Origin of the sequence: Paenibacillus antri, assembly GCF_005765165.1 — a bacterium.
Taxonomy (GTDB): Bacteria; Bacillota; Bacilli; order Paenibacillales; family YIM-B00363; genus Paenibacillus_AE; species Paenibacillus_AE antri.
Window position 1 is genome coordinate 704560 of the sequence record NZ_VCIW01000001.1, and the last position, 26426, is coordinate 730985.

Annotated in this window: 20 protein-coding genes; 2 read left to right on the forward strand and 18 right to left on the reverse strand. The window is 60.2% G+C overall.

The window, feature by feature from the left end; translation table 11 throughout:
- Positions 1-81: 81 nt before the first annotated feature.
- Entirely contained in the window at positions 82-1119 is a 1038-nt protein-coding gene (locus tag FE782_RS02780) for a LacI family DNA-binding transcriptional regulator (protein ID WP_158299228.1), read from the forward strand.
- A 419-nt stretch (positions 1120-1538) separates the two neighbouring features.
- Here the strand turns inward: FE782_RS02780 and FE782_RS02785 are convergent, their stop codons facing one another.
- The 7 genes from FE782_RS02785 to FE782_RS02815 all read right to left on the reverse strand — a co-directional run bounded on the left by FE782_RS02785 (position 1539) and on the right by FE782_RS02815 (position 12709).
- Entirely contained in the window at positions 1539-3758 is a 2220-nt protein-coding gene (locus FE782_RS02785; protein WP_138192254.1) for a helix-turn-helix domain-containing protein, read from the reverse strand.
- Between the two features lie 179 nt (positions 3759-3937).
- A complete protein-coding gene (locus tag FE782_RS02790) occupies positions 3938-5599 on the reverse strand; it encodes a type 2 periplasmic-binding domain-containing protein (RefSeq protein ID WP_338016878.1) in 1662 nt (553 codons plus the stop codon).
- Between the two features lie 129 nt (positions 5600-5728).
- Positions 5729-6631: a carbohydrate ABC transporter permease gene (locus FE782_RS02795; RefSeq protein ID WP_138192258.1), complete on the reverse strand. Its 903-nt coding sequence runs from the start codon at positions 6629-6631 to the stop codon at positions 5729-5731.
- A 13-nt stretch (positions 6632-6644) separates the two neighbouring features.
- Entirely contained in the window at positions 6645-7625 is a 981-nt protein-coding gene (locus tag FE782_RS02800) for an ABC transporter permease (RefSeq protein ID WP_138192260.1), read from the reverse strand.
- Between the two features lie 288 nt (positions 7626-7913).
- A complete protein-coding gene (locus FE782_RS02805; protein WP_138192262.1) occupies positions 7914-9317 on the reverse strand; it encodes an alpha-L-fucosidase in 1404 nt (467 codons plus the stop codon).
- A 148-nt stretch (positions 9318-9465) separates the two neighbouring features.
- The gene (locus FE782_RS02810; protein ID WP_138192264.1) at positions 9466-11259 is read right to left on the reverse strand and encodes a glycoside hydrolase family 35 protein; all 1794 of its coding nucleotides are present in this window, start codon (positions 11257-11259) and stop codon (positions 9466-9468) included.
- A complete protein-coding gene (locus FE782_RS02815) occupies positions 11240-12709 on the reverse strand; it encodes an alpha-L-fucosidase (RefSeq protein WP_138192266.1) in 1470 nt (489 codons plus the stop codon). The genes FE782_RS02810 and FE782_RS02815 overlap by 20 nt, the downstream gene beginning before the upstream one ends.
- A 151-nt stretch (positions 12710-12860) precedes the next feature.
- Here FE782_RS02815 and FE782_RS02820 point away from each other — a divergent pair, with 151 nt between their 5' ends.
- Positions 12861-13757, forward strand: a complete 897-nt coding sequence (locus FE782_RS02820) for an AraC family transcriptional regulator (protein WP_138192268.1) — start codon at positions 12861-12863, stop codon at positions 13755-13757.
- 319 nt (positions 13758-14076) lie between these two features.
- On the opposite strand, the gene FE782_RS02825 is transcribed toward FE782_RS02820, so the two are convergent.
- The 11 genes from FE782_RS02825 to ureG all read right to left on the reverse strand — a co-directional run bounded on the left by FE782_RS02825 (position 14077) and on the right by ureG (position 26395).
- Positions 14077-15000, reverse strand: a complete 924-nt coding sequence (locus FE782_RS02825; RefSeq protein WP_138192270.1) for a dihydrodipicolinate synthase family protein — start codon at positions 14998-15000, stop codon at positions 14077-14079.
- A gap of 16 nt (positions 15001-15016) precedes the next feature.
- Complete coding sequence (locus FE782_RS02830) at positions 15017-16033, reverse strand: sialidase family protein (RefSeq protein ID WP_138192273.1); 1017 nt, start codon at positions 16031-16033, stop codon at positions 15017-15019.
- Between the two features lie 33 nt (positions 16034-16066).
- Positions 16067-18403, reverse strand: a complete 2337-nt coding sequence (locus tag FE782_RS02835) for a helix-turn-helix domain-containing protein (RefSeq protein WP_138192275.1) — start codon at positions 18401-18403, stop codon at positions 16067-16069.
- Positions 18404-18441: 38 nt separating this feature from the next.
- Positions 18442-20004, reverse strand: a complete 1563-nt coding sequence (locus FE782_RS02840; protein ID WP_138192278.1) for an extracellular solute-binding protein — start codon at positions 20002-20004, stop codon at positions 18442-18444.
- Between the two features lie 106 nt (positions 20005-20110).
- On the reverse strand, positions 20111-20995 hold the full coding sequence (locus FE782_RS02845; protein ID WP_138192280.1) for a carbohydrate ABC transporter permease: 885 nt from the start codon (positions 20993-20995) through the stop codon (positions 20111-20113).
- A gap of 5 nt (positions 20996-21000) precedes the next feature.
- Positions 21001-21954 carry an ABC transporter permease gene (locus FE782_RS02850; RefSeq protein ID WP_238392310.1) on the reverse strand — a complete coding sequence of 318 codons (954 nt, stop codon included), beginning with the start codon at positions 21952-21954 and terminating at the stop codon, positions 21001-21003.
- A gap of 256 nt (positions 21955-22210) precedes the next feature.
- Complete coding sequence (locus FE782_RS02855) at positions 22211-23209, reverse strand: asparaginase (RefSeq protein ID WP_138192282.1); 999 nt, start codon at positions 23207-23209, stop codon at positions 22211-22213.
- Between the two features lie 107 nt (positions 23210-23316).
- Positions 23317-24003, reverse strand: coding sequence for a copper homeostasis protein CutC (locus FE782_RS02860; RefSeq protein ID WP_138192285.1), 687 nt, complete (start codon positions 24001-24003; stop codon positions 23317-23319).
- On the reverse strand, positions 24000-24800 hold the full coding sequence (locus tag FE782_RS02865; RefSeq protein WP_138192286.1) for a lipoyl protein ligase domain-containing protein: 801 nt from the start codon (positions 24798-24800) through the stop codon (positions 24000-24002). The genes FE782_RS02860 and FE782_RS02865 overlap by 4 nt, the downstream gene beginning before the upstream one ends.
- Before the next feature lie 52 nt (positions 24801-24852).
- Complete coding sequence (locus FE782_RS02870; RefSeq protein ID WP_138192288.1) at positions 24853-25740, reverse strand: urease accessory protein UreD; 888 nt, start codon at positions 25738-25740, stop codon at positions 24853-24855.
- Positions 25724-26395 carry an urease accessory protein UreG gene (gene ureG, locus FE782_RS02875; RefSeq protein WP_138192290.1) on the reverse strand — a complete coding sequence of 224 codons (672 nt, stop codon included), beginning with the start codon at positions 26393-26395 and terminating at the stop codon, positions 25724-25726. The genes FE782_RS02870 and ureG overlap by 17 nt, the downstream gene beginning before the upstream one ends.
- Positions 26396-26426 lie beyond the last annotated feature (31 nt).

A 26426-nucleotide genomic window follows, 5' to 3' on the forward strand; every position in this document is an offset into this window, starting at 1 on the left:
AGACACGTCAACCGCTTTGTTATGATAGTTTTTTTCAATTGTTATGCTCGTTATCATTCCATTCGAATCAGGAGAATTCCAATGCCTAGGAAAGTATCGATCCAGACGATCGCCGACCAGCTCGGCTTATCCAAATACGCCGTCTCCCGAGCGCTCAGCGGGAAGTCCGGCGTCAGCCAAGCGACGCGAGAACGCGTGCTGAAGCTCGCCGAGACGCTAGGATACGGGCTGCCGGCGCAGAAGGCGAAGCCGCCCGCTTCCGGAACGGCCTCCTTCGTGCTTGTCTGCATCAACCAGTCGAACCGGGGCGACCCTTCCTATTGGCAGCGCGTGCTGGAGGGCATTATCGCCGGTTGCCGGGAGAAGGGATGGCAGCATGCCATCGTTTCCCAACCCCTATCGTTTCCGAAGGGGTCCGCGCTTAGCCCGCAGGAGACGATCGCGCCGCATCTGGATTGGAACGGATGCCTCGGGCTCGTCGTGTTGGGCGCTTACCCGTACTCCGCGCTCCAGCTGATGGCTCGCACCGGCAAGCCCCTCGTGCTTCTCGATCATAACGAACCGATGCTGGACTGCGATGCGGTCAACCACGCCAACATCGACGCGGGCATGACCGTCGCGCACCACCTGATCGCGGCGCGGCGCTGCCGAAGCATCGTCTACCTCGGCGACGACGGCCGGTCGACGAGCTTCTCCGAGCGGCGCATCGGCGTCCGCATCGCGGCGGAGCGGTACGGCGACGAAAGAACGAAGCTTCGGGAATGGGAGCTCCCTTACGAGGAGGGGGGATGGTTGGAGGAAGCGCAGGCGCGCTTCGAACGACTGGCGCCGGAGGAACGGCCGGACGGCTGGATTTGCGCCAACGACGACATCGCCATTCGGTGGATGCGGAAGCTGCAGGAGCTCGGCGTCTCGATTCCGGAGCAGACGCTCGTGACCGGCATCGACAACGTCGAAGGCGCCGCCCATGCGTCCCCGCGGTTGACGACGGTCAACCTATGCAAGGAAGAATTGGGCGCTCGCGCCGTCGAAGCGCTGCAGCGCAGAATCGAACGGCCGGGCTCCCCCGCCGAACGCATTCAGTTGCGCTCTGCGTTCATTCCGCGGGATTCCGCGTAGCGCGGGGGCCGCATAAGAAAAACTCGTCCGTCGACGAGTCCTTAGGGTTCGAGCGTTTGCATGATCCGAGCAGGGGGGGGGCGGGCCATACGCTCCGGTATGCCCCACCACTGACCAGCGTTAGCGCAATACAGCTTTCCAAGTGTCGTACGACCGACAGATGAACCGAAGGCCAGACGCGAAGGGCAGGCGGTATGGCGTTGAGTTCGCGCAATCGTCCAGCTGAGCGAAGGTCATTCCAGGAGAAGGAGCACGGGAACAAGCGCACTTCCTCCTCGTGGAATGCTTCAAACTTTTATACTTTCTGACTAACCGACGGTTCTTTGCGTTCGAGCGTATGCACCATGCGCGCCTGTAATGGAGAAAACCAATGTTCCCTATTTGCGCTCCCTCTCTCGAATTCGCCAAAGGTGTTCCTATCACAGCTGCTTCCGGTAATCGCTCGGCGACACGCCCACAACGTTCTTGAACGCCCGATTGAACGAGTTGTAGTTCGTGTACCCGACCTCCTCGCTGATTTCCTGAATCGGTTTGTCCGTTTCCTGCATCAGCTGCTTGGCTTTCTCGATGCGTTGGCTGATGAGCAAGTCGAGGAATTTCTCCCCGATCTCGTCCTTGAAGAGCTTGCTCAAATATTTCGGATTGATGTCGAATTTATCGCTCAGATAGTTCAGCGACAAATCCGGATTGCCGTAGTTTTCCTCGATGTACTTCCGGATTTGCAAAATCAAGCTCCGATGCCCCTTCGACTGCCGAATCGTCTGCATCTGCTCCGCAAGGTCGCGGAACACGTCCAGGCACCGTTCCCGAAGATCGTCCACGGTTTCCCAATCCTCGAGCCGGCGCAGAAGCCGATCCAACGATTCCGCCCACAGCTCCTGATACTCGCGGGATAGGTCCGCGAACTCCCGCTCGTAGTGCTGCACCAGAAGCTGCATCGTGTTGACGATTTCCTGCCGCGACAAGACGGATTCGGCGATCTGCCGGAACAGCCGGTCGAAGTGCGCTTCCCACTCTTCGTCGGACAGGCGCATCGCCTGCACGAACAGGGAGATCGTCTTGAGCAGCTCGAACAGATCGTTATGCGGTTCCGGCGCGTCGTCGCGCAGAATGACGCGGTTCATGCCGAGCGCCGCTTTGAATTCCATGGCATACGCGGCTTCCTTGAAGGAGAATCGAAGCCCCTCGAGATCGGATGCCGCCAGTCCGACGCCGACCGTCACCGTCAGATTCAGATTTTGCTCCACCCAATCCTTATAGCTCGCGAACAGCTTTTTCTCCAACTCCTCGGCCTCCCGGTCGTCGGACAGCCAAACGATCGCGTAGAGCCGCCGGTCCGAAATCCATTCCGCCCATGCATCCGTCCCTTCTTGCTGGGCTACCTCTTGGAGCACGCTGGACAAGATGAACTTCAGCAACGACTGATCCTGCCGGTGGTACTCTTCCGTAAATTTGCGGTAGCGGTCTATCTCCACGACGGCCACCGTCCAGCGATCGCCGAGAACCGGGAGATTGAGCTTCTTCATCTCCGCCTTCCATTCAGCCTCGTCGTACCGCTTCGTCCCTTCCAACAATTCTTGGAAAAAGTACTTCTTCTGCAATATCAAATTATCCGCGTATTGCTGCTGGTACTGCTTCGTCTGCTGCATCATGCCCTCGAGCGTCGTATGGATGAAGCGCAGCTCGTTCCCTTGCGCTTGTCCTCCGTTCGATTTCTTCTGCGTCGCGAACGTCTCGATCAGCGTGACGATTTGCTCGATCGGCTTGTAATTCCGGCGGGTGACGTATACGACCCACGCCACGCCGATGAAGACGACCGCGATCGCGACGGCGAACCATACGTTATAGAACTGCAGCGCGAACTTCACCACTTTGCCGTTGTTGAGGCCCGTCTGGACTTTCCAGCCGGTGTAGCTCGACGTGAACTCCGAGAAGATCTCTCCGGCTCCGGAGCCGCGGCTCGCTTCGCCGGTCGCCGCCTCGTTCCACAGCCGTTCCCCCGACGGACCCAGCACATCCACGAACGTATATCCCGGATCGTACATCCGCGTTATCGAGCTCTTGAGCGAAGCAAGCCCGACGTTGACGACCACGAGCCCGTCCGCATCGGCGCCCATGGGGCGGACCAGGGTGACGACGGGGACCCCGGCCTCCGAGCTGAACGCTTGGAAATTCCGCGCCCCGGTCCACTTCTGCGCGTTCCGCTTCCGGCTCTCCTCGATGAACGCCGCGTCCGGGAACGCGTCGATCGGCACCGTCTTCCCGTTGCTCAGCACCGTCCCGTCATGGTACCGAACCAAATAAATCGAATGAATCAACGGGAAGTCGATCTTCAGCTCGTCGATGACGTCGACCGCTTGGATCGCGTCGAGGACGGGATTGCCGAGGCCCGGCGCAAAGTAATTTTTCAAATTTTGGTTCGTCAACATCTCGCGGAGCACCTTGTAATCGATCGAGCGCAGCGAGTTGTCCAAATACTGCACGACCTGGGACGCCAGAAATTCGTTCGCCTTGAGCGCTTCCCTGCGATTTTGTTCGTTGAACGCTTGGATGAACAAGAAAAAGAGAATCGAAGTCACGATAAAAAAGACGGGCAGGTAAGACAAGAGCAACCGCCGAAACCAACTTGCATTCATCATCGAAAATCCCCCGCGAACGTTTATATGAAGGCGACCGCCTTATCTCGCTTCTTTCATGCTATGAACCAAGGATAACATGGATCGGGGAATAACGAAAAAACGAAACCGTCCCCGGTCATGTCTGACCGAGGAGCAGTCTCGTCGAATCCGAATCGGCTTGCGGAAGCCCGCCCGGCCGCTTACTTCGATTCTTTCTCGATCGCGCGCTGGTAAATCTCGAGGTATGTCTTCAGATTCAAGCCGTCGAAGCCCTTCACGTAGGCGTCCCAATCTTTCTCGATGCTCTTGCTGCCGATGATGAATTGCGCCATGTTGGACTGAACGTAGTCCTTAATCGCCGTCGTCAGCTGCGCCGCCGTCTCGGTGTCCTCCGGCAGGATAAAGACGTTCGTCGGATATACTTCCTTCGGCGCGTAAGGCGCGTACAGGTTCGTCGCCTGCGCGAGACGCGTGCCGTAGCCTTCCGCCGCCAACGGATCCTGACCTTCCGCGAACAAATCCCGGAACGTCTTGGACAAGTCGTGCGCGCCGATCTGAGACCAGCTTTCGTTGACGACCACGTTCGGGTCGCGTTCCGGCAAGTTATAGTAGCTGTACTTCGCCGGCTGTCCGTCGATGTTCTTCTCGTCCGGCTCGGCCTTCTTCCAGCCTTTCCCTTCCGTCGGTCCGTACTCCGCGTACAACGCGCCTTCCTCGCTAAACATGTAATCCACGATTTGAATCGCCGCGATCTGCTGCGCTTCCGTCGCTTTGTTCGTGATGGCGAATTCGAATTCGCCGACGCTTTGGGTTACCCCTGCAAGCTGCACGCCGTTCGGACCTTGGAGCGGAGCGACGATATCCCAGTGCTGGTGACGCGTGATCGTCTTGTCGTACGTGTTCACCAAGTAGCTGACCAGCGCCGTCGTGATCGAACCGACGACTTCGTCGCCTTCCTTGTTGCCGAGCTGGCCGACCGCTTGATCGTTCTGCGTGAACGAAGCCGGATCGACGAGTCCTTCCGCGTACAGCTTGTGCATGTACTCGAGACCTTGCTTCCACTCGTCCTTGTTCGCGGCGAAGTCGACCTTGCCGTCGTTCACGATGAGGTATTTGTCGTTGTCGTTATAGATGAATGCGTTCATCAAATAGGCGTCGATGTTGCCGTTCCATACGTATTTGTTCGGCGCGCCCGTGAGCGGAATTTCGTCCGCCTTGCCGTTGCCGTTCGGATCTTGTTCCTTGAACGCTTTCAATACCGTATACAGCTCGTCGGTCGTCGTCGGCTTCTCCAAGCCGAGCTTCTCGAGCCATTCCGTGTTGATCCAGTACTTCTGCGCGTACGTGCAGTGGTAACACTCGTTGAAAATCGGGAGCGCGTAGATGTTGCCGTCCGGCGCCGTGATCGCGTCTTTGAAATACGGCTTCTCCTCCATGATCTTGGTCAGGTTCGGGCCGTGCTCCGCGATCAAGTCGTTCAGCGGAAGGAAGACGCCTTGCTTGCCGTAGTTTTGAAGATCGGACGTCGTGAATTTGCCGTGGAGGAACACCTCCGGGTAGTCGCCGCTCGCGAGAAGCAGCTGTCTCCGGTCCTGCAGCGCGTCCGTCGGCGCCAAGTCCCACTTCAGCTTGACATTGAATTTATTTTCGATAAATCGCGTGAACTCGTTTTCTTCCATCGGCGCTTTGCCCTGCGGCGCGAAGAACGTCATTTCTACGGGACCCGCGTTTTCGCTCGTCTCTCCGCTTCCCGTGCCGCTTCCTTGCGACGCTCCATCCGTACCTCCGTTGCCGCCGCCGCAAGCGGAAACCATCGCGGCGGCCGCAACCACCGTCGCTAACATCGAAACCCACTTTTTCAACGTTGACTCCTCCTTTTTCATATACGAAGCATCCTGCCGTGTCACCTTACTATATAGAGCCCGTCTACCGAAAGCAAAGACGTCCGTCACCTCCTTTCCATTGCTTCCTAACGGGAATGACAACCCGATTTATCCTTTCAGGGAACCGATCATAACGCCTTTGACGAAGTGCTTCTGCACGAACGGATACATGATCAGCACCGGAATGCTCGCGACGACGATGAGCGCGTATTTCAGCACCTGCTCGAAGCCCTGATCTCGCAGCTGTTGGCTCGTATTGGCGAGCATCTGCGGATCGGCCGCGTTCAAGATGAGCAGGTTGCGAAGCACGTACTGCAGCGGGAACAGACTTTCGGACCGCAAGTAGATGAGCGCGTCGAAGTAGGCGTTCCAATGTCCGACCGCGTACATGAGCGTCATGACGGCGATGATCGGCGCGGACAACGGAAGCACGACGCTGACCAGGTAGCGGAGGTCGCGGCATCCGTCCATCTGCGCGGCTTCGCCCAGCTCTTCCGGGATCGAGGTCTGGAAGAACGTTCTGGCGACGATGACTTGGAATACCGCCATCGCCCCCGGAAGCCACATCGCCCAGCGGGTGTCGAGCAGCTCCAGATCCTTCACTAGCAAGTACGTCGGGATGAGGCCGCCGTCGAAGAACATGGTGATCATGAGCAGGATGATGAGAAAGCCTCGGCCGTAGAACGTCTTCTTGGAGATCGGATACGCGATCATGATCGTCAGCGCGACGTTGATGATCGTGCCGAACACGGTATAGATGATCGTGTTGTAGTATCCCATCATCAGCTGCGTGCTTCGGAAGATCGAAGCGTACGCTTTGAGATTGAACTCTACCGGCAGTAGCCACACCTGTCCGGCGATGACCGCTCGCGACGAGCTGAAGGACGAGCTGACGATATAGAGCAGCGGGTAGAGCACGACCAACAGAATCAGCGTCAGAAACAAGTAGTTGAAAGCCATGAAGACGCGGTCGCCGAGCGGGTCTTTGATCCGGTTTTGACGTAATAGCATAACTGCTCCCCCCTTACCACAAGCTGTTTTCGGAAACTCTGCGAGAGATCGAGTTGACGATCACGAGCAGGATCAAGTTGATGATCGAGTTGAACAAGCCGACGGCGGACGAGAAGCTGAAGTTCGCTCCGATCAAGCCGACTTTGTACACGTACGTCGAGATCACCTCGGAAGCGCTCGTGTTCAGCGGGTTCTGCATCAAATAAATTTTCTCGAAGCCGACGCCCATAATGCTCCCGAGACTGAGGATCAACATGATGATCGTAATCGGGACGAGAGCCGGGATGTCGATGTGCCATATTTTCCGAAGCCTCGACGCCCCGTCCATGCGAGCGGCTTCGTAGAGCGACGGATCGACGCTGGCGAGCGCCGCGATATAGATGATCGAGGAGTACCCCATGCCCTGCCAGACGCCCGACCACACATAGATCGATTTGAAGTATTCCGGAATGCCCATGAAGTTCGTCATCGGCAGCCCGAAAAACGCGAAGAGCCGATCGACGACGCCGACGTGCGGCGACAGCATCAAGATGATGATGGACACCATGACGACCGTCGAGATGAAGTGCGGGGCGTACGTGACCATCTGCACCGTTTTCTTAAAATACCCGTTGCGCAATTCGTTCAACGCGAGCGCCAATAGAATCGGTACGGGGAAGCCCGCCAGCAGCGAGTAGACGCTGATGCCGATCGTGTTTTTGATCAGCAGCCAGAAGTTCGGCGATTGGAAGAAGGTGACGAAATGCTTCAGCCCGACCCATTCGCTGCCCCAGATGCCTTGAATGACGCTGTAATTTTTGAACGCGATTTGCACGCCCGCCATCGGTATATATTTGAAGATGAGCAGGTACAAAACCGGCGGCACCACCAGCAAGTACAGCTCCCAATGCCGTTTGAAACTCTTGACGAGGGGGCTCTCCTTCTTCTTCGCGACCCGGTTCATTTCGTTCCGGAAATTCGCTTGCGCTTGTATGGGTTCCGTTGTTTGACTCATCCCCGTCACTCCCTCTCCCTAATCCGCGGTGTTCTCTTGCGATTGTCCGGCTCGTTCGTCCGACTGCCCGGTTGCCCGGTTGTCCCGTCAAGCGAACCGGCTTGCAACGTATCGTAACGCGGGTCGGCCGCGGCGTTCAATTTGTAATTTTCCCGTACCTCTCGTTATTCCGAAAACCTTGATTCCCTAGGGGAAAATGGCGCTAATCCGGCCGGTTCGCAATTTTCTCCCGGTTGCAAAAAATCCTCGAAGGGCTCGCAGCCCCTCGAGGATTCGGTGTTTCGCGTACTATTTGGAGAACAGTCGGAACGCGTGCGCGATCGGCGCCTCGTCCGCGACGGCGCTTGCCGGCAGCGTCACCTTGAGGCCGCCTTGAACGGCTTCGAACGGAATCGTCTCGTTCGTTCCGACGAGCTCGATCCGCTCCACCGGGCCCGGAAACGGGATGACTTGCTGCCCTTCCGCCTCCGCCCGCTCGTTCTTATACAATCGGAAGGCGTACTTCACGTCGCCCTTGGACGTGAACGCCCACTCCCCGGTGAAGTGCGGCTCGCAGATGCGAGTGCCGTAGATGCCTTCGCCGTACGTCGCGAGCCATGCGCCCAGCTCCTTCATGCCGCGGATGGCGCCTTTCGGGAGACGACCGTCCGGCTGCGGGCCGACGTTGAGGGCGAGATTGCCGCCCTTGGCGACGACCTCGAGCAGGATATGCGCGAGCTGTCGTCCCGTCTTATACTTGTCTTCGAACCCGAAGGAGAACGACGTGCCGAGCGTAATGCAGCTTTCCCACGGGATGTTCATCGCGCGCTCGGGAATCGTCTGCTCCGGCGTCACGATGTTCTCGTAAGGACCGCCGACCGTCCGGTCCGCGACGAGCAGCCAAGGCTGGTGCTTGCGGTTTTTCTCCACGACCTCGCCGAGGCGGATGTCCTGGCCGTACCGGCCCGCGCGCACCCAGCCGGCATCGAGCCACAGACAGTCGATGCGGCCGTATTTCGTCAGCAGCTCCGTGATCTGCTCATGGGTGAACTCGACGAACTTCTCCCACAGCCACGGGTATTCTTCAGGATTGTACGACGGCCCCCGCCACATATGTCGGCCTCGCTCCATTCCCGGCGCCCAATAATACGGCGTATGCCAGTCGGCCTTGGAGAAATACGCGGAGATGGCGAGCCCCTTGTCCCGGAACGCGTCGAACAGCTGCTTGCAGATGTCGGCGTATTTATGCGTATGGAACGGCGTCTCCGGTCCCGTAATGCGATAATCGGTCGTATGCGTGTCCCACATGCAGAAGCCGTCGTGGTGCTTCGTCGTGAACAAGAAATATTTGAAGCCGTTGTCGGCCGCGAGCGACGCCCACTCCTCCGGCTGGAATCGGATCGGGTTGAACGTCTTGTTCAGATCGAAGTATTGGCGCTTGAACTCCTCCATGTCGTCGATCCAATCGATATCGTTCCGGGACCATTCGTCTCCGTCTTGGTCGCTTAGCGCCCACGATTCGACGAGGCCGAGCTGCGAATACGGCCCCCAATGCATCATCAGGCCCAGCTTCTGATCCTTGAACCACTCGAGCCGCTCGAGCAGGAGCGGATCCTCCGGCTTCACCCATTCGTCTTCTTTGCTGAAATTGTGAACGCCGGTTTGGACGACTTGTTCCTCTTGCGGTTGTCCTTGCTCCGTCGTTTCGCTCATCGTCGTTCGCCCTCCTTAGAAAATAGTTACGCTTCCGGAACATCGATAGAGATGCACACCCTCACGTATATCGCTTCCCCGCGAATCGCGCAATTGACAAAAATCGCGCGCTTGTCTATTTTCCGTATGCCCAAATTCGTAAGCTTCCCTAATTTCCTACCGGGACGTCCAGCGCCGGCTCGTCGACGAACGTTACCGACGGACGATCGCCGGCGGCTCCGTGCAGCTCGAAGATCGCGATCTCGTTCGCGCCCGTTCGAAGCAGCGGGCCGGGCACGTACAACGATCGCTGAGGTCCCCGATTCCAATAGCGCCCTAGGTTGAAGCCGTTGACGAAGGCGACGCCCTTCGTCCAGCCGTCCAGCCGGAGGAACGTGTCCTTCGCTTCCTCCGCGCGGAAGGTGCCGCGGTAGAAGGCAGGCGTCTCCGATCCGACTCCGTCGCTAGGTTCGAGCGGGAGCGGCTCGAAGCGAAGCCCGGACAAATCCTCGAGCGGCAGGCAATGAATCGTCCAGTCGAATAAAAATTGGAAGCCGTGGCGAACGCCCTCCGTAATGCCCTTCGGGTCCTTCAGATACGGACCGTAATTAATCCGCCCCATATTCTCGACGAGGATCGAGAGCGTCGCGCCTCCCGCCGGCACCGCGAACGACACCGTCTTCCCGGCGTCGCCCCGCTCGAGGACGCCCTGCAGCTCGCCGTCCAAAAATACGAGCGCCCGGTCGCGCACCTCCTGCACGACCAGCTCCTGCCGCTCCCGCGGTCCCGTCATCGTCGTGCTGTATAAGATGAACCCGTAATCCTGCCCCAGCTTCTCCATCGGCTCGGGGCACGCCGTTCGGATCGGCGCCGCCAGCCGGTCCGCCTGCGCGAGCAGCTTCGCTCGTTCCGTCATCGGCACGCGGCCGTACGCCTTCCGTTCGATCGGCGCCGGCAGCGGCGGGAAGCTCGCGTCCGGGACGCGCCGCGCGATCGCCTCGCGCACCGCATGAAACTTCGCCGTCGGCTCGCCCGATTCGCTCAGCGGCGAGTCGTAATCGTAGCTCGTGATCGTCGGCTCGTACCGGTCCTTCTCCTGGCAATTCGCCCCGTTGTAGAACCCGAAATTCGTCCCGCCGTGGAACATGTAGAAGTTCACGGACGCGCCTTCCTCCAGCATGTCCTCGAGCACGCGGGCGGCGTCCGCCGCGTCGCGCGTATGATGCCGCTCGCCCCAGTGGTCGAACCAGCCGTTCCAGAACTCCATGCACATGAGCGGCTCGCCGTCTCGGTATTCGCGAAGCTTCGCGAAGGCGTCCTTCGCCCCGGAGCCGAAGTTGACGGTCGCGAGCGCCCCCGGCACCGAACCGGCTTGCAGCATCGCGTCCGTCGGCCCGTCCGACGTGAACAGCGGCACGTCGACGCCGCGGCGGACGAAACTTTGGCGCAAGTGCTCCAAGTACGCGGCGTCGTTGCCGTAGCTGCCGTATTCGTTCTCGATCTGCACCATGACGATCGGACCGCCGTTCGTGCAGAGGAGCGGCGTCAACCTCGGAAGAAGCGCGTCGTAGTATGCGTCTACCCGTTCCAGAAACTTCGGATCGGCGCAGCGCAGCCTCACGTTCGCATCCGCGAGCAGCCACGACGGCAGTCCGCCGAATTCCCACTCGGCGCAAATGTACGGGCTCGGGCGGACGATGACGAATAGGCCGAGCTCGGCGGCGATCCGGATGAATCGCTCCAGATCGGCCATCCCGTCGAACCGGAACTCGCCGGGCTTCGGCTCATGCAAATTCCACGGCACGTACGTCTCTACCGTATTGAGGCCGCAAGCCTTCAGCTTCCGGAGCCGATCCTCCCAATACTCGGGCACGATGCGGAAATAATGGATCGCCCCGGACAGCAGCCTCACCGGTTTTCCGTCGTACACGAACGCCTTGCCCCTAATATCGAACGTCGCCATGACGCGTACCTCCCTCAGCTTTCGGACTGCAATACACTTCGAACGCCGAAATCGTAGGACACCATCTCGATTCCTCGATCGTCAGCCGGATGTTCCTCGCGGTTACGGGCGGGAAGCGGCAAATCCGCTTATACCCGACGATCGTGCCGCGCGTCAATTCCTTCCATTCCGCGCCGTCGGCGTATTCGAGCGAGAAGCGCTCGATGCGCTGTCCCGACCGAATATGCTCCATGAGCACGATATGGTCGAACGTCCGCACCTCCGGCAGCTCGACCTCTATCGCCGCCCGTTCCGTCCCCTCGCGCGGCCGCCAGAACGTCTCGCGGTTCGCCTCCGTCGCGCGGCCCGCCGCGTGCGCCTCGTCCGCTTCCTCCGTCGCGCGCGCGTTCGCGCCCGCCGCCAAGTTGTGGCGGAACGTCGCCCGCAGCGCGTCGCCCAGCTCCTTCAGCCGCGCCGCGTCCCGCTCGTGCACGAGACCGCGCGGGTCCGGCGGCACGTTCAGCAGGAAGCTGCCGTTGCCCCCGACCGAGCCGTAATAGACTCGAAGCAGCTCCTCCAGCGACTTCACTTGATCGTCCTCGGCCGCGTGATAAAACCAGCCGGGCCGGATCGACGTGTTCACCTCGGCGGGATACCAGATCAGCCGGTCGTGCCCGGCGATCACGTCGCGGCTCCCGAGGTCCGCGTCCATCGTGTCGACCCGCTTCGCGAATTCGCGGTCGTCCGCCTGTTGGGACCGCTCTTGAATTTTCTCGTTGTCCTGCAGAGGCGCCGGCACGACGCTCCACTCCGAAGCCCGCGTATGCCCCGCCTCATTGCCGCACCACCGGACGTCCGGCCCGCACACCGAGATGACGGCCCCCGGCTGCAGCTCGCGGATGAGCGCGTAATAGCCGTCCCAATCGTACACTTGCCGCTTCCCGTTCGGCCCTTCGCCGCATGCGCCGTCGAACCAGACGCAGAACAAGTCCCCGTAATTCGTAAGAAGCTCTCTCAGCTGATGTTTGAAAAAGTCGTTATACGCCGGAGAATCCCCATAACTCGGCTCATGCCGATCCCACGGCGATACGTAGACGCCGAAGCGAATCCCGCCCCTGCGGCAAGCGTCGGCGACTTCCTTCACGACGTCGCCTTCCCCGTTCCGCCACGGGCTGCTCGCCACCGTGTGGTTCGTGTATCGGCTCGGCCAGAGACAGAAGCCGTCGTGATGCTTGCACGTCAGAATGAGTCCGCGCATGCCCGCGGATTTCACCGCTTCGACCCATTGGTCGGCGTTCAGCTCCTTCGGATCGAAGATCGCCGGATCCTCGTCGCCCGCCCCCCATTCCCGGTCCGTGAACGTATTGACGGTGAAATGAATGAAAGCGTAAAACTCAAGCTCCTGCCATGCGAGTTGACGCTCCGACGGCGCGACGCGCGCCGCCGCTTCGATGCTTTCGCGAGTTACCATTCTTTAGTCCCATCCTTTCCAACGCTTCTCTCTTCATCTTAAGAAGCGCACCGCCGCTCCCGCCATCGACGAACCGTCCGAGTTTTTGACCTTTTGTGCCGAAGCGGTATTATGATAAGAAGCAAGAAAAATCGCGTAAGGTTGGAATCCCATGAATTTGGACGTCGTCTTTCCGAATATTACAAGCACGCTGCAAATTACCGGCTGCCACTTCGGCTTCAAGCCGTCCGGCTGGAGTTATCCGAAGCACCATCATCACTTATACGAAGTGTTCCATTGCCGCGAAGGCGAAGTCTGCGTGTCGCTCGGCCGGGACGCGCTCGTCCTGCGCCCGGGCGACTGGCTGCTTCTTCGGGCCGGCGTCCGTCACGCGATCGATAATCGCACGAACGGCGAAGTCGCCTTCTTTAACATTCACTTCGACTTGGACGATCACGACCTGCGGAAACGGCTCGGCGGCGCCGATTATACGGTGATCCCGTCCCCGGACGCCGCCGCGGCCGATCTTCCCGCTTACCTGGCGGAGATCGAAGCGTTGATGTCGGAACAGCTGCGGCGCTCCCCCGTCGATCCGGCGGGGACGGAGCGACGGTTGCCGCTCGCCTCGGGTCAACGCATCGTCCTGCAAGCTTACATTCTGCTGATCGTGAACGAGATGATCCGCCGGCAAGGCGAATCCGGCCGCGGCGCCCGCTCGGAAGGCGCCAAAGACCCGACGTTTTACGAGGCGGACATGGCCCACCGAATCGAAGAACGTCTGGAGCGACTAGTTTCGTCGGACGGCTCCATCTCGCAAATCGCCGAAGCGTTGAACGTAAGCCGCAGTCAGTGCACGAAGATCTTCACGAAAATTTACGGCATCCCGCCCCGGCAATACGTGACGCAGCTGAAGTTGTCCAAGGCGAAGGAGCTGCTCGTCGGCACGAACCGTACCGTGGAGGATATCGCGAACGAACTGGGCTTTCACTCGGCCAGCCACTTCTCGAGGCAGTTCCGCCGCGGCACGGGCATGTCTCCGAACCAGTTCCGTCCCCGCCATATGACGTGAAGAAGGGCTGTCCCAAAAACGCTTAAATGACGAGGGGCAGCTCTTTCTTTAGCATTCACGCTCTTTACGGGAGTGGGGTACGGCTTCCGGCCGCTCTTGAACGTCGTGTTCTCTAGATTCGATTGGAAGGATACAACACGATGTTCAAAAGGCGGACGTAAACTCCTTCACCCTTACCCCACTCCCTCGCGCTTCTGTAAATCGAACGAGCTGCCCGACGTCATAAATTCCGGTTCGGAACAGCAAAGAAATCAAAAAGAAGGGGCTATTCCCGTTTCGGGACAGCCCCTTCTTGCGTCGGTCGGCGACGGCGCGTTCTTCATCCGCCGTACCGTTCTATGTACTGCGCCGTCAACCGGCGCAGCTGCTCCACCTCCAGACGCTCCGTCGCCGTAAGCGTCCGCCCCGGCTGCGTCCGGCTGCCCTCCTGCCGAAACACGCCCTCCAGCATCAGGTAATACTTCGCATTCGTCGGGTACGACTGTCTTTCGATCAGCGCGGAGAGGCTTAGAAAATCGGACAGCTTCTCGGCCTCCTCGCCAAACTCCCACCAACGCGCCGTCAGCGTCGCGTACAGCTCCGGATGGAAATTCGCCATCACGCCGCTGTAGCCGACGGCGCCCAGCCGCAGCGACTCGAGCAGCGTGGCCGAATTCGCGTTGAACAGCCGGAGCTCGGTGCCGCGAACGGTTTCCAGCTTCGCCCGAATATTGTCGATGTCGCAGCTTGTATCCTTGAGGAAGCGGAAGCGGCCGTATTCCGCGCAACGGCCCAGCGTCTCGGCGGACAGCACGCGCTTATACGGATAAGGACATTCGTACAGGCCGAGCGTCGCGCTCGCCGGAATGCGCTCGAGCAGCCATTCCAGCCGCTCGAGCCACACCTCGTCGGATTCGTCCTGACGCGCGAGTCGATTCGTGATCAGCACCACCGCATCGACGCCGGTCTCGGCCATCGCCTGCAATTCCTCGACCTGATCACCCGGCGCGTCGGAGACGTGCCCGGAGGCGATGACGGGAAAGCGGCCGGCGGACGCTCGCTTTACGAAAGAAGCGAGCGCCGTGCGCTCGGCAAGGCTAAGGAAAAACATCTCGCTCGATTGACATACCGCGAACAAGCCGCGAACTCCGCGCGCCGCGTACCATTCGACCTGCCGCTCGACCGACTCGTAGTCGATACCGTTCCGCTCGTCGAACGGCGTCACCATCGTCGGCCAAACGCCGCCGTCGATTGTCTGCTTCATCGAATGCTCCCTCCCGTCATTCCGACAATGTCAGCTTCCAGAAGGCGATCCGATCCCGCTTCCACGTGTAGGTCAAGTACAGCGTATCGCCCTCGGCCACGATCGCGGGGTAGGAATACTCCCCCGGCTCGTTCTCCAAGACGAACTCGTCCCCCCACGTCTCGCCGTAGTCGGTCGAAAACCGAACGACGAGCGGCGTGCGCGGGCTATCCGTCGCGTAGCCCGCGATCGGATTGAACACGAGCGCGAGCGCGCCGGATTCCGTCGAAGCGAGGTCGATGCCGCTGTTGTTGTTCGGCAGCGGCGTCGGGTACGCCATGGACCATGTTCGCCCCGCGTCGTCCGAGTCGCTTCGGAAGATGCGTCCTTCGGTGCTGCGGAGCAGCATATGCACTCGCCGGTCGTCGGAGCGCCACAGCGTCGGCTGGATCAATCCCCTCGCGAACCAATGATCCGCGCCTACGTACGTCGACAAGTCCATCGGCACGAGCGCGCTCCGCATCCAGGTCGCCCCGCCGTCCTCGGACCGATCGACGAACGCCTCCCAGATTTGCTTGCCCGGCGCATCGGGGTCGTGTCGTTCGATCGAGGCCGGCGCTAGGATCGTCCCGTCCGGCAGCGCGATCGGCTTGTTGCGTACGGGCCCGCGGCCCCCGACGTCGCCCGGCACCAGCTCCGACGGCGGCGTCCACGTGCGGCCGCCGTCCTCGGACCGCATGGCGCGAGTGAACCAATCCGTAATTTCGTGTCCGACTTTATAGAAGAGCGTCACCCGATCGCCCTGCGCGAACAACACCGGATTCCAGTGCGCGATCCCTTCTTCGTCGGCGGCTTTGTACGGCGCCGACCAGACCCCGTCGGCGCTTCGCCGCGACATCCAGATGGCGACGTCGCTCGCCTTCTCGTGCGCGCCCGCGAACCATGCCGCCAGCGCCTCCCCGTTCGGCAGCGCGGCGATCGTCGAAGCGTGACTGCTTCGGAACGGCTGGCCTTCCTCGAAAATATATTGCTTCTCGAACGCGATGTTCGTCATGAATGGGATTCCCTCCGTGCGGCGAGTCGGCCGCTATGCTCGCAGCCGCTGCCGGTATTCATTCGGGGACGTGCCCTCGAGCTTCTTGAACGTCCTCAGGAACGTCGTTCGATTGTAGAAGCCGACGCGCTCCGAAATGTCTTGAATCGCCATGCCGCTGCTCTTCAGCAGCTCCTTCGCGAGCTGAATGCGCAGCTCGCTGATATAGTCGGTCAAGTTCATGTTGTAGTGTTCTTTGAACACCCTCGACACGTACTTGACGGATACCTCCATCTTGTCGGCGATATGCTCGAGATGAAGATCGTTGGTGTAGTTTTCTTCGATGTATGCTTTGATCGTCTGCGCCAATTGGCTCGACTTTTGCGTTTGCTTCGGTCCGAGATGCGTCTCGATCATGCGATGCATATAGGAGACCAGCAGGCGCTGCCGTTCTTCCAGCTCTTGCTCGTTCGCGAACGGACCCGAGTTCGTCAATGCCGTCCGCTCGGATTCGCTCGCCAACCGGTCGGCGTCGATGCCGCGTTCCATCGCGAACCGGGTCGCCGTATGATACATCTCGCCGATGAGCCCGCTGCGGGCGAACAAAGCATGACCCGACTTCCGCAGCAGCTCGTCGACCGCATGCTCCACTTCTTCCTTGCTCCCGAATCGCAATGCCTTCAAGAGCTTGTTCTCGTCCGCGTACGAATACGGAACGTCTTGGGCATCGTTCGGGGAAGCGGCGCAGGCGACCCGCGAAGGGTCCTCGGGAGGAAGCGTCCGCAGCGCGGCCATCGCCCCGCGGTACGATTTCGCGATGCCGTCGAGTCCCGCGAACGGCTGGCCGATCCCGATGCGGATATGATAATATTGCCGGTCGTATTCGAACGTCCGGATGAACTCCGCGACGCCCGCCTTGAACCGTTCCGTCTCCTCGTCCGTCCGGACGTTCGCGATCGCGACGTACAGATGATCGTTGGATTCCAAGACGTGCAGCGGGGCGTACTCCGACAAATACCCTTGGATCAGGTTTTTCATTTTATTTTCGATCACGATGCGCTCGACGTCCTGTACGTCCCGGAAGAACGTGTCTTTGAATTCGAACGTAATCGCGCAGCATAAATACCCGTCCTTCTTAAAGTTCAATTGCGTCTGCAAGATGCGCACGAGCTCCTCGTCCCGCTTGCGGTTCCGATCCGATCCGCGAACGATCTGCAGCAACGCGTGATCCGCGTATTCGCGCGCCATCGACTGCCATTCGTCGAGATACCGGCCGCGGTACGACATCCACTGCCGAATGCCGTCCCCGACCGCGTACAGATCGTTCGGGCGCTTCGGTTCGGCGTCGTCCCGCTGCTGTCGGTTGTCTTCCTCTAAATACACTTCTACGATTCTTCGGATCGGTTTATAAATTTTCAACGAAAAGAGAAGGGCGAACGCGGTACCGATGACGCATAACGCGATGCTGATGACGGTAATCAACCGAAGAATGCCTTGCGCTTGGCTCCGAAACGCCTGAAGCGGCGTGATCGCGCGATACGTCCAGCCGAACGTGCTCGTCGACACCGCCGATACGATGTAGCGTTCGCCGTCGATCCGCACCTCGGCGTTCTCGACCGAACGGGCGCTGGCGGAACCGGCGTCCCCGCCCCAATCGCGCGCGTTCGCGAATCGCTCGTCGGTGGACAGCACCACGTTACCGTCGCCGTCCGTCACGACGACCTCCGTCGCTCCCTGATCCAGCACGGGTTGCAGCGCGCGCACGACGTTCGCGACGGGGACGTCCGCGACCAACACCGCGCGATTTTTGCCGGATCGATTGCGCACGAGCAGCGAGAAAGCTTCCGTCGCTTGGAAACTCGTCGTCACGCGGGACGGCTCGACGATCTCGAGAGACCGGTCGGAGTCGAGCGTCGCGAGCCAGTCCTCGGCATCCATACCGTCGTACCGGCGGAATTTTTCGAAGAACGCCCGAAAGTCGTTCGCGCCGTCGCTCGTCATCACATACGTTCCGTCGGCGTATACGAATAGCTCCTCCGCGAATTGGTTCACGTGAAATCTCGTGCGATCGATGCTCTCGAACAATTCATGGAGGTCCGACCGGTCTTCCTCCGATGCCCAGGTCGACGTTCGGAGCAGCCTCCTGACGGCGGGATCGCCATAGAAGTTAACGCCCGCTTCGTAGATCGTCTTCCAATAGTTCTCTACCGTATGGCTGGAGGAGGTTAAATGCAGTTCGATTTTCTCGGTATACTCTCGCTTAAGTTCGTTGACGAAGTTGACGTAACTGATCCATCCGAGCAATACGACGGGGATGATCAACGACAAGAAGGAGAGGAGGATGTTCAGAAACATCTTGTTGACCCTGAATACGTCGACCCAACGCTTCACGCGTCTCCCCCTCCCCCGTTATCGATCGTCTATGCAGGCTACGACGCCCGCTGCAACGCCTCGTTGTAGATCGCTTCCATCTCGTCGGCGCCCGCGTCGGTCAGCTGCTTCGCCCATGCGTCGAAGTCGCTCAACGGCTTCGTGCCGATAATGAATTTTACTACATCCTCCGTCAATATGGACAGCTTCGACGAAATGTCCTTCAGCCGTTCCGTCTCGTCCTCCGTGAACACCGGAGCCAAGCTAGGCGCGTAGTAAGCCCCCGGGTCCGCGGCGAGCTCGTCGCCCCATCGAACCAAGTCGGGGGAGGAGCCTTGCACCATCGGGCCTTCGTCCACGCGGACCGAGAGCGCCAACAGACCGAGTCCGATCTCGGACATCATCGTGCGCACCGGGTCGCCGGAAGCGCTGTACTTGTCGATGACCGACTGCATGATCGCCGGCTTGCCGCCCGCGATTTCGTACGTTTCCCCTTCGACGCCGTAATTCGTCGCTAGCGTGCCTTCCGGTCCGTACATCCAATCGAACATGCGCATCAGCGCTTCCGGATTTTTCGTTTTCGAGCTTACGACATAGTTGTCCACGAGCCAGCCTTTCGGGTACAGCCAGCCTTTCGTTTCGCCCTTGGCGTTGCGCAAGTACGGAATGAGATCGAACTTCGCGTCCGGATCGACCTCCTGCAGCGCTTTGTTGTAGTTCACCGCGAACGAGTTGTTGTCGTAATAGAAGAGCGATTTTCCCGTGCTCAGCTTTTCGTCCCAGTTTTGCTTCGTGTTGATCGCGAAGTCCGGATCGAGAATTTTTTCCGCGTACAGCTTGTTCAAATACGTTAACACGTCCTTGAATTCCGGCTTGTTCTGGCCGTAGAAATACCGGTTTTCCTCGTCGTCGTACGTGATGCCGTAGCCGCTGCCCATGCCGAGCGAGAACGCGTCCATGAACGACATGCCCCGCGCGGAGAACGGATACGATTCCGGGTACGCCGCCTTCATCGCTTTCAGCGCGTCGTACAATTCGTCGAACGTGGTCGGCGTATTCAGGCCCAGCTCTTCCAAGACGTCGGTGCGGATCAGCAGCGCCTTGCCGCCTTGAATCTTATAGCTTTCCGTGATCGGGAACGAGTACAGCTTGCCGTCGACGTACAGCTTTTTGATTTCCGGGTTTTCCTCGATAACTTTCTTAAAATTCGGCATCGAATCGAGGTAATCGGATACGGCGACGAACATGCCCGTGTTCGCGTATCTGACGACCTCCGACGCTTCCACGCCCATAATGTCCGGGATGTTGTTCGTGGACAAGAGCGCGCTCTTCTTATCCGAATAGTTGCTGCCCGGCACCGGCTCCAACTCGATCGTCACGCCCGTTCGTTTTTGAATTTCTTTCAGCACCGGCGTATCCGTCATAATCGCCTGAGCCGGGTTTTCGCCCCGCATCCAGCGAACGGTTACCTCTTCCCGAGCCGGCTCCGCTTCGGCCGCTCCCGGCGCGGCGGTCGATCCGCCGCTTGTCGGCTCGCCCGTCTTCGGGGCCGTCGCGTCGCCGGAGGAGCAGGCGACCGCGAGGAGGGACGTAAGAAATATGACGCACAATAAGAATGCCAATCGGTTCCGCTTCCTGTTCAAAGTCAACTTCTCCCTTCGAATATGTGGTTTATGTTGATGCCTCCCGACCCGATCGATGTCGGCGGAGAACAACGAACCCGTTGCGTTACCCTTTCAACGAACCGATCATGACGCCCTTGACGAAATACTTCTGGATGAACGGATATACCAAGAGGATCGGAACGACGGCGACGATGATGACGGCGTACTTGATGTTCGTCGCGGTGACGGCGCTGTAGATGCCGCCGATTTCTTGGGTTTGCCCGGACATCTCCCCGAGCACGACCATATTCCGAAGGATGATCTGCAGCGGAAACTTATCCTTGTCGTCAAGGTAAATCATGGCTCCGAAGAAACTGTTCCAATGGCCGACGGCATAAAACAACCCCATCGTCGCCATAATCGCCTTCGACAACGGCAGCGTGATTCGGATCAGCGACACCAGCTCGTTCGCGCCGTCCATCTCGGCGGATTCGTACAGCTCGTTGGGAATGCCTTGGAAAAAGGTGCGCATGATGATCATGTTCCACACGCTGATCGCTCCGGGGAGTACGAGCGCCCACATCGTGTTCAGCAACCCGAGCTTCTGCACGAGCAAATAAGAAGGAATCAGTCCGCCGCTGAAAAACATCGTAATGACGATGAGCAGCGTGAAGAAGCCTCTGCCGTAAAAATGCGGCTTCGACAACGGATAAGCGCACATCGCCGTGCAAACGACGTTGATCGTCGTGCCCACGACCGTATATACAATCGTGTTCGCATACGACCGAAGGATCGACGGATCCTCGAATAGCAGACTATAGGTGCTCCAATTCATCTTGATCGGCCAGAAGGCCACCTCGCCGCGCATGACCGCGTTTCCGTCGCTGACGGACACGATAAAGATGTAGTAAATCGGATAAAACGTGACGAACACTAACGCCAGCATGAGGGCGATATTCGCCAAGTCGAACAGCTTGCTTCCCGCGTCGTCGGTCTTCACGGATCGCATCCCCCTTACCATAGACTCGTCTCGCTGACTTTCCTGCTAATGTAGTTCCCTATGGTCAGGAAGAACAGCGCGACGACGGAATTAAACAGGCCGACGGCCGTCGCGTAGCTGAAATCGGTCGAGACTAGACCTCTTCGATACACATAGGTGGAGATGATGTCCGACGTATCGAAGTTCGCGCCGTTTTGCAGCAGCAGCACCTTCTCGAACGATACCGACATAATCGCCCCGATGCTGAATAACAGCATGATGACGATCGTCGGGGCGATGCCGGGCAGCGTCACGTGCCGCATCTGCTTCCACCGGTTCGCTCCGTCGATCTTCGCCGCGTCGTACAGCTGCGGATCGATGGCGGTCAGCGCGGCCAGATAGATGATCGAGCCCCAACCGATTCCTTGCCAGATTCCCGAGCCGATGTAAATCGTGCGGAACCATTCCGGGATCATGAGAAAATGAATGTTTTCGATGCCGAAGAAACCTAACGCTTGGTTGACGAGCCCGTCGTACGACAAGAAGTTGACCAGAATGCCGCAGACGACGACGGTCGATAAGAAGTGCGGCATGTACGACACGGTTTGGACGAAGCGCTTGAATTTCTCGTAACGCAGCTCGTTCAATAACAAGGCCAGCACGATCGGCGCCGGGAACGCGAACGCGATTTGATACAAGCCGATCAAGAGCGTATTGCGCAAGATTTTGTAAAAATACGGGTCGGATAGAAACTCTTGAAAATACGCGAGTCCGACCCACTCGCTGCCGAGGATGCCGTCGAATACGCTGTAGTCCTTGAACGCGATCAGGATGCCGAACATCGGAATGTAATCGAACGTTAGGAAATACAGCAGCGGAATCGCAAACATCAAATAGTAATATTTGCTTTTTTTCATTAGCGTCCAGGATATGCCCTTCGCCGGTTGCCGGCGATCGGGGACGCGGCGGACGATGATCGTCTCCTTCAAGCGGTCGCCCCTCCAGTCCGATTTGGTGTCGATCGATTGAATTGAACGATACTCGATTCGGACGGAGCGTACCAGTGTCAATATGGATCGCGCGATGCATTTGTCCCACGGCGCGGCCGCGATGCATTTCGCCCACAGAGGCGAATTTCCCACGTCGCCGAGAGCGGCGCCGTCGACGTCTTTCGCCGACGCCTCTATTTTCGCGAAGCGCGAAAAACCCTTGCCCGTCGGGCAAGGGTCGCGATTCATTTCCGTATCAGTGCAGGGTAAAGACCGCTCGATTGGCGCCGACGACGAGGCCGGCATCGTTTCGAATCTCCTTCGGCGTCAACCGGTACATCCGATCGATCGTCTCTCGGTTGTCGTACCCGAGCTGCTCCAGGACGGAAGCGATGACGATCGGCCATTCGTCCTCGGAGCCGTCCAGCACCTTCAAGGCGACCGCGAGACGTTCCTTCCGGAGTCCGAAGCCGTATACGCCTTTGGCGCCGCCCTTCGCGACGATGTTCGGATCCTTCAATAGGTTGGAGCAAATGAACCAGGATGCCGACACCATATCGGATTGCGCGTTCATGACCCGCCCGATCTCCGTCGCCGCCCGCCTCGATGCTTCGTCCGGAAGCAGATCCGGGCATGCCAGCTTCAAGAACATCGCAGCGATGCTTCGGAGCGGCAGCGCGAACACCGGGAAGCCGCAGCCGTCCGTGCCGAGCCGAATGTCCGCTTCCTTGACGCCAGAGAACATCGAGACGGCCTGCAATATTTCGCGTTGCGCCGGATGCGAAGGATCCTCGTACCCCGCCGTGTCGTATCCCATCGCCTTGCACAGCGCCAATACGCCCAGATGTTTGCCGGAGCAGTTATGGTATAAGCGCCGCTTGGACTTCCCGGCCGACACCAGCGCATCCCGCGCCTGCGCGCTTAAGGGGTACGTCTCCGCGCAAACCAAGCATTCCTCCGCGACGCCGATTTTCGCGAGCATGGATTCGAGCGCTTCCACATGGGAAGCCTCGGCGCGGTGCGAGGCCGTCAGCAGCGTCTTCTCCCGATCCGTCAACCCGAATTTCTCGTCGATGCCGCGCACGAACGCCGGAATCGCTTGGAACGGCTTCGCCGCCGATCGCATGTAAGCGACCCAGTCCGGGTCTCCCGCGCGCAGAACGACCTTCCCGGTATCGTCCATGACGCAGACGTGACCGTAATGAATGTTTTCCAGCGTTGCGCCGCGATATTCTTCTACCAATCGTACTTCCATGTCCGGTGTCTCCCTCTCGTTCGACCTATTCGCCGAGTCTCTCCCTTAGTTATAATCGGGATCGCCTTCGCGCCGCAATGGACGAAAATCGCGGACTTCGCGATTTTCTACGAGCCGAGATTCCGACGCGCCGCGCGCATTCGCTCCGGATCGATCGGACGATCGAAGCTGCCGTTCTCGCGGACGCCCGAGCCGAAATGCACCTCGCGCACGCCGGCGGACGCGGCGAAGGAACCGACGGTGTCCGGCTTCAAGCCGTGACCGGCCAGAATGCGGAGACCTAATTCATCCGCGAGAGAGGAGAGGCGGCGAATTTGCGGAATCGCCTCCGGCGCGGGGCGCTTCCCTCCCGAGGTCAACACTCGCTTGATTTGCGGATATAACGCCAAAGTCCGCAAGGCGGCTTCCTGATCTTCGATTTCGTCGAACGCCCGGTGGAACGTCATATCCAAGCCGCCCGCTTCCTCCAGGATTCGTTCCAGCCCGGCCCTGTCGATATCGCCTTCTTCGGTCAACGCCCCGAAGACGAAGCCGGCCGCCCCGGCTTCGCGAATGACGTTCAGATCTCGAAGGAGAACCTGGTAATCCTCCTCGCCGTATACGAACGATTGACTGTGGGGCCGCAGCATGACGTTCACGGGGATACTCGCCGTTCGAACCGCGCGTTCGATCAACCCGGCGCTCGGCGTAAGTCCGCCCTCCGCGATCCCCGTCACCAACTCGATGCGGTTCGCCCCGAACTTGCAGGCCGCTTCGACATCGCCCGCGCGGATCGCGATCACTTCGATAATCATACGCTTCTTCCTTTCTTATCGTCCTCGTCGCCCGTTGCGCGCGGGTCGTAGCGGGCGCGCAGCGCGGCGGCGATGTCCCGAGCGGCGGACGCGCCGGCGGGCGGCATCGGCGCAGCAATGCCGAACGACGCCGCGAGCGAGCGCAGCCAGGTCTCGGCGCCCGGGAAGCCCGGATGCAGCTCGGTCAAGCTGCCCATGACGCCGGCGCGCACGTCGAGCCCCGCGCCGCCCGCGCGGCGGTAAAACTCGCGCACGAGCGCCGCGCGCGCCGCGGCGTCGCCCTCGGCGTTAACGAACGCCTGCACCGAGTAGGCGCGCTGCTGCCGCCGCTGCGCCAGCCCGCAAAACTTGCGCCCGCCGACGCTAAGGTCGTATTCGCCGGGGCAGTACGAGCCTTCGACCTCGCCCGTGTCGAACGCGACCCCGAACGGCTCCAGCGTGCCGGCGAGCAGTCCCGCCATCAGCCGGAAGTCGGCGTTCATATCGAGCTTGCCCGGCGCGCCGCGCCGGACGAGCGTCACGTTCACGACGCCGAGATCGAGCGGCACCGCGGCGCCGCCGGAATTGCGTACCATGACGCGGTAGCCTTCCTCCCGCTCCAGCCAATCCATCGCGGCGGCCGCGTTCGGCAGGCGGCTGTCGCGCAGCCCCAACACGAAAGCCCGTTCATGCCGCCACAGATGGACGGCCGGAACGGGCACGCGGTCTTCGCCCGCCTCGCGGCACAGCCACTCCTCGCAGGCGAACGGGTAATAAATATCTTCGGTCGAAGGCAGATGCGAATGCGAAATGAACATAGAATCGAGGCCCTCTCTCTCTGTCGGCGGCTGCCGGCAGACGTAAGTGCCCCTATTGTAACGGCCAAGCGAGCCGCGCGCAAGCGGGAGGCGCATGCGCGTCGGCGTACGCCGCGAACGCGCGGCCGATGCGCAGCAGCGCCCCGTGCACCTCCCACGCGGACCGCCCCGACGCCACGGCCGCGACGCCGTACCGCGCCAGCGCGCTTACGCCGCAGCGAAGGCCGTCGGCGCCGCTGTGCGTCAGCGCCGACGCTTCGCCGGCCATCGCCTCCGCCGCCCCGCGGCCCGCGAACGGCCCGAAGGCGTACAGCGCGCCGACGTGCGTGTCGCGCTCGAACGCGCCGATCGATTGAAGCGACTGCTCGGACGGCGCGAACCGCACCCGCGACGCCGCCGCGACGCGCCCCTGCGCGGTCACGAGCAGGTCGCTCTCGTACGAGCGGTAGCGGAACGCCTCGCCGGGCTCGCCGTAATGCACGCGTCCCGCGCACAGCGTGTCGAACAAGAGCAGCGTCGCGTTGTCCGCGAGCTCGACGCGCGTCCGGGACGCGAACGCCGCGTCCGCGTACAGCATCGTCGGCTGCGGGGCGTAGACGAGCGACGCCCCCGAGCCGACGGCGATCGTCGTCGTCTGCCTTGCGCCGAACCGCGGGGACGGGTGCGCCTTCGCGTACGACTGCGTCGTCACGCCGACGCTGCAGCCGTCCCCGACCGACCACGCCAACGCGTAGTCGTCTCCGTCCATCAGCCCCGGCGACACGTCCATGACGGTCGCCGAAACGCCGCCGTCCGTCCCTTCGACCGGGAACGTCTTCGTCAGCTTCAGCGGCGACGTGAAGTACGCGTCCGTCAACGCCGTCCGCGAGCCGCGCAGACGGAAGTCCGCCCGCAGCTCGGACGAGACGCCGACGCCGACGGCCTTAGGCGCGTAAAGCATCCTCGTACTGATGCTCCACCCAGTGCACGAGCCGGTCGAGCCCCTCGCCGCTGAACAAGTTCGTAAACACGTAGGGCCGTTCGCCGCGCATCCGCTTCGTGTCTTCCTCCATCACCGTAAGCGAAGCGCGCACATGCGGGGCGAGGTCGATTTTGTTGATGACGAGGTAGTCCGAGCGCATAATGCCGGGCCCGCCTTTGCGCGGAATTTTCTCGCCCTGCGCCACATCGATAATGTAGATGAACCGATCCACCAATTCCGGGGAAAAGGCCGCCGCCAAATTGTCCCCGCCGCTCTCGATGAAAATCATGTCGAGCTTGGGGAATCGCTCCTCCAGCTCCTGAATCGCTTCGAAATTCATCGACGCATCCTCCCGGATCGCCGTGTGCGGACAGCCGCCCGTCTCCACGCCGATAATGCGTTCCTCCGGCAGCACCTCGGTGTTCGCCAGAATGCGCGCATCTTCCTTCGTATAGATGTCGTTCGTAATGACCGCGATGCTGTACTTGCCGTTCAGGCTCCGAGCGAGCCGCTCCACGAGCGCCGTCTTGCCCGAGCCGACCGGCCCCCCGATGCCGATGCGCAGCGGGCGGGCGACGGCGACGTTCGTCGGCGCCCACTCGGGGTGATGGTGATGGTTTTGTCCTTGGCACATAGCGGATTCCTCCTAAAGTTGTATTGGGCGT

What these genes read in the sequence shown, in the direction of transcription:
- FE782_RS02845 (WP_138192280.1), bottom strand. Translation starts at nt 20,995, where the DNA reads ATGCGATCCGTGAAGACCGACGACGCGGGAAGCAAGCTGTTCGACTTG.
- FE782_RS02820 (WP_138192268.1), top strand. Translation starts at nt 12,861, where the DNA reads ATGAATTTGGACGTCGTCTTTCCGAATATTACAAGCACGCTGCAAATT.
- FE782_RS02785 (WP_138192254.1), bottom strand. Translation starts at nt 3,758, where the DNA reads ATGATGAATGCAAGTTGGTTTCGGCGGTTGCTCTTGTCTTACCTGCCC.
- FE782_RS02810 (WP_138192264.1), bottom strand. Translation starts at nt 11,259, where the DNA reads ATGGCGACGTTCGATATTAGGGGCAAGGCGTTCGTGTACGACGGAAAA.
- FE782_RS02800 (WP_138192260.1), bottom strand. Translation starts at nt 7,625, where the DNA reads ATGAGTCAAACAACGGAACCCATACAAGCGCAAGCGAATTTCCGGAAC.
- FE782_RS02865 (WP_138192286.1), bottom strand. Translation starts at nt 24,800, where the DNA reads ATGTTCATTTCGCATTCGCATCTGCCTTCGACCGAAGATATTTATTAC.
- FE782_RS02815 (WP_138192266.1), bottom strand. Translation starts at nt 12,709, where the DNA reads ATGGTAACTCGCGAAAGCATCGAAGCGGCGGCGCGCGTCGCGCCGTCG.
- FE782_RS02860 (WP_138192285.1), bottom strand. Translation starts at nt 24,003, where the DNA reads ATGATTATCGAAGTGATCGCGATCCGCGCGGGCGATGTCGAAGCGGCC.
- FE782_RS02780 (WP_158299228.1), top strand. Translation starts at nt 82, where the DNA reads ATGCCTAGGAAAGTATCGATCCAGACGATCGCCGACCAGCTCGGCTTA.
- FE782_RS02870 (WP_138192288.1), bottom strand. Translation starts at nt 25,740, where the DNA reads ATGCTTTACGCGCCTAAGGCCGTCGGCGTCGGCGTCTCGTCCGAGCTG.
- FE782_RS02805 (WP_138192262.1), bottom strand. Translation starts at nt 9,317, where the DNA reads ATGAGCGAAACGACGGAGCAAGGACAACCGCAAGAGGAACAAGTCGTC.
- FE782_RS02825 (WP_138192270.1), bottom strand. Translation starts at nt 15,000, where the DNA reads ATGAAGCAGACAATCGACGGCGGCGTTTGGCCGACGATGGTGACGCCG.
- FE782_RS02830 (WP_138192273.1), bottom strand. Translation starts at nt 16,033, where the DNA reads ATGACGAACATCGCGTTCGAGAAGCAATATATTTTCGAGGAAGGCCAG.
- FE782_RS02795 (WP_138192258.1), bottom strand. Translation starts at nt 6,631, where the DNA reads ATGCTATTACGTCAAAACCGGATCAAAGACCCGCTCGGCGACCGCGTC.
- ureG (WP_138192290.1), bottom strand. Translation starts at nt 26,395, where the DNA reads ATGTGCCAAGGACAAAACCATCACCATCACCCCGAGTGGGCGCCGACG.
- FE782_RS02855 (WP_138192282.1), bottom strand. Translation starts at nt 23,209, where the DNA reads ATGGAAGTACGATTGGTAGAAGAATATCGCGGCGCAACGCTGGAAAAC.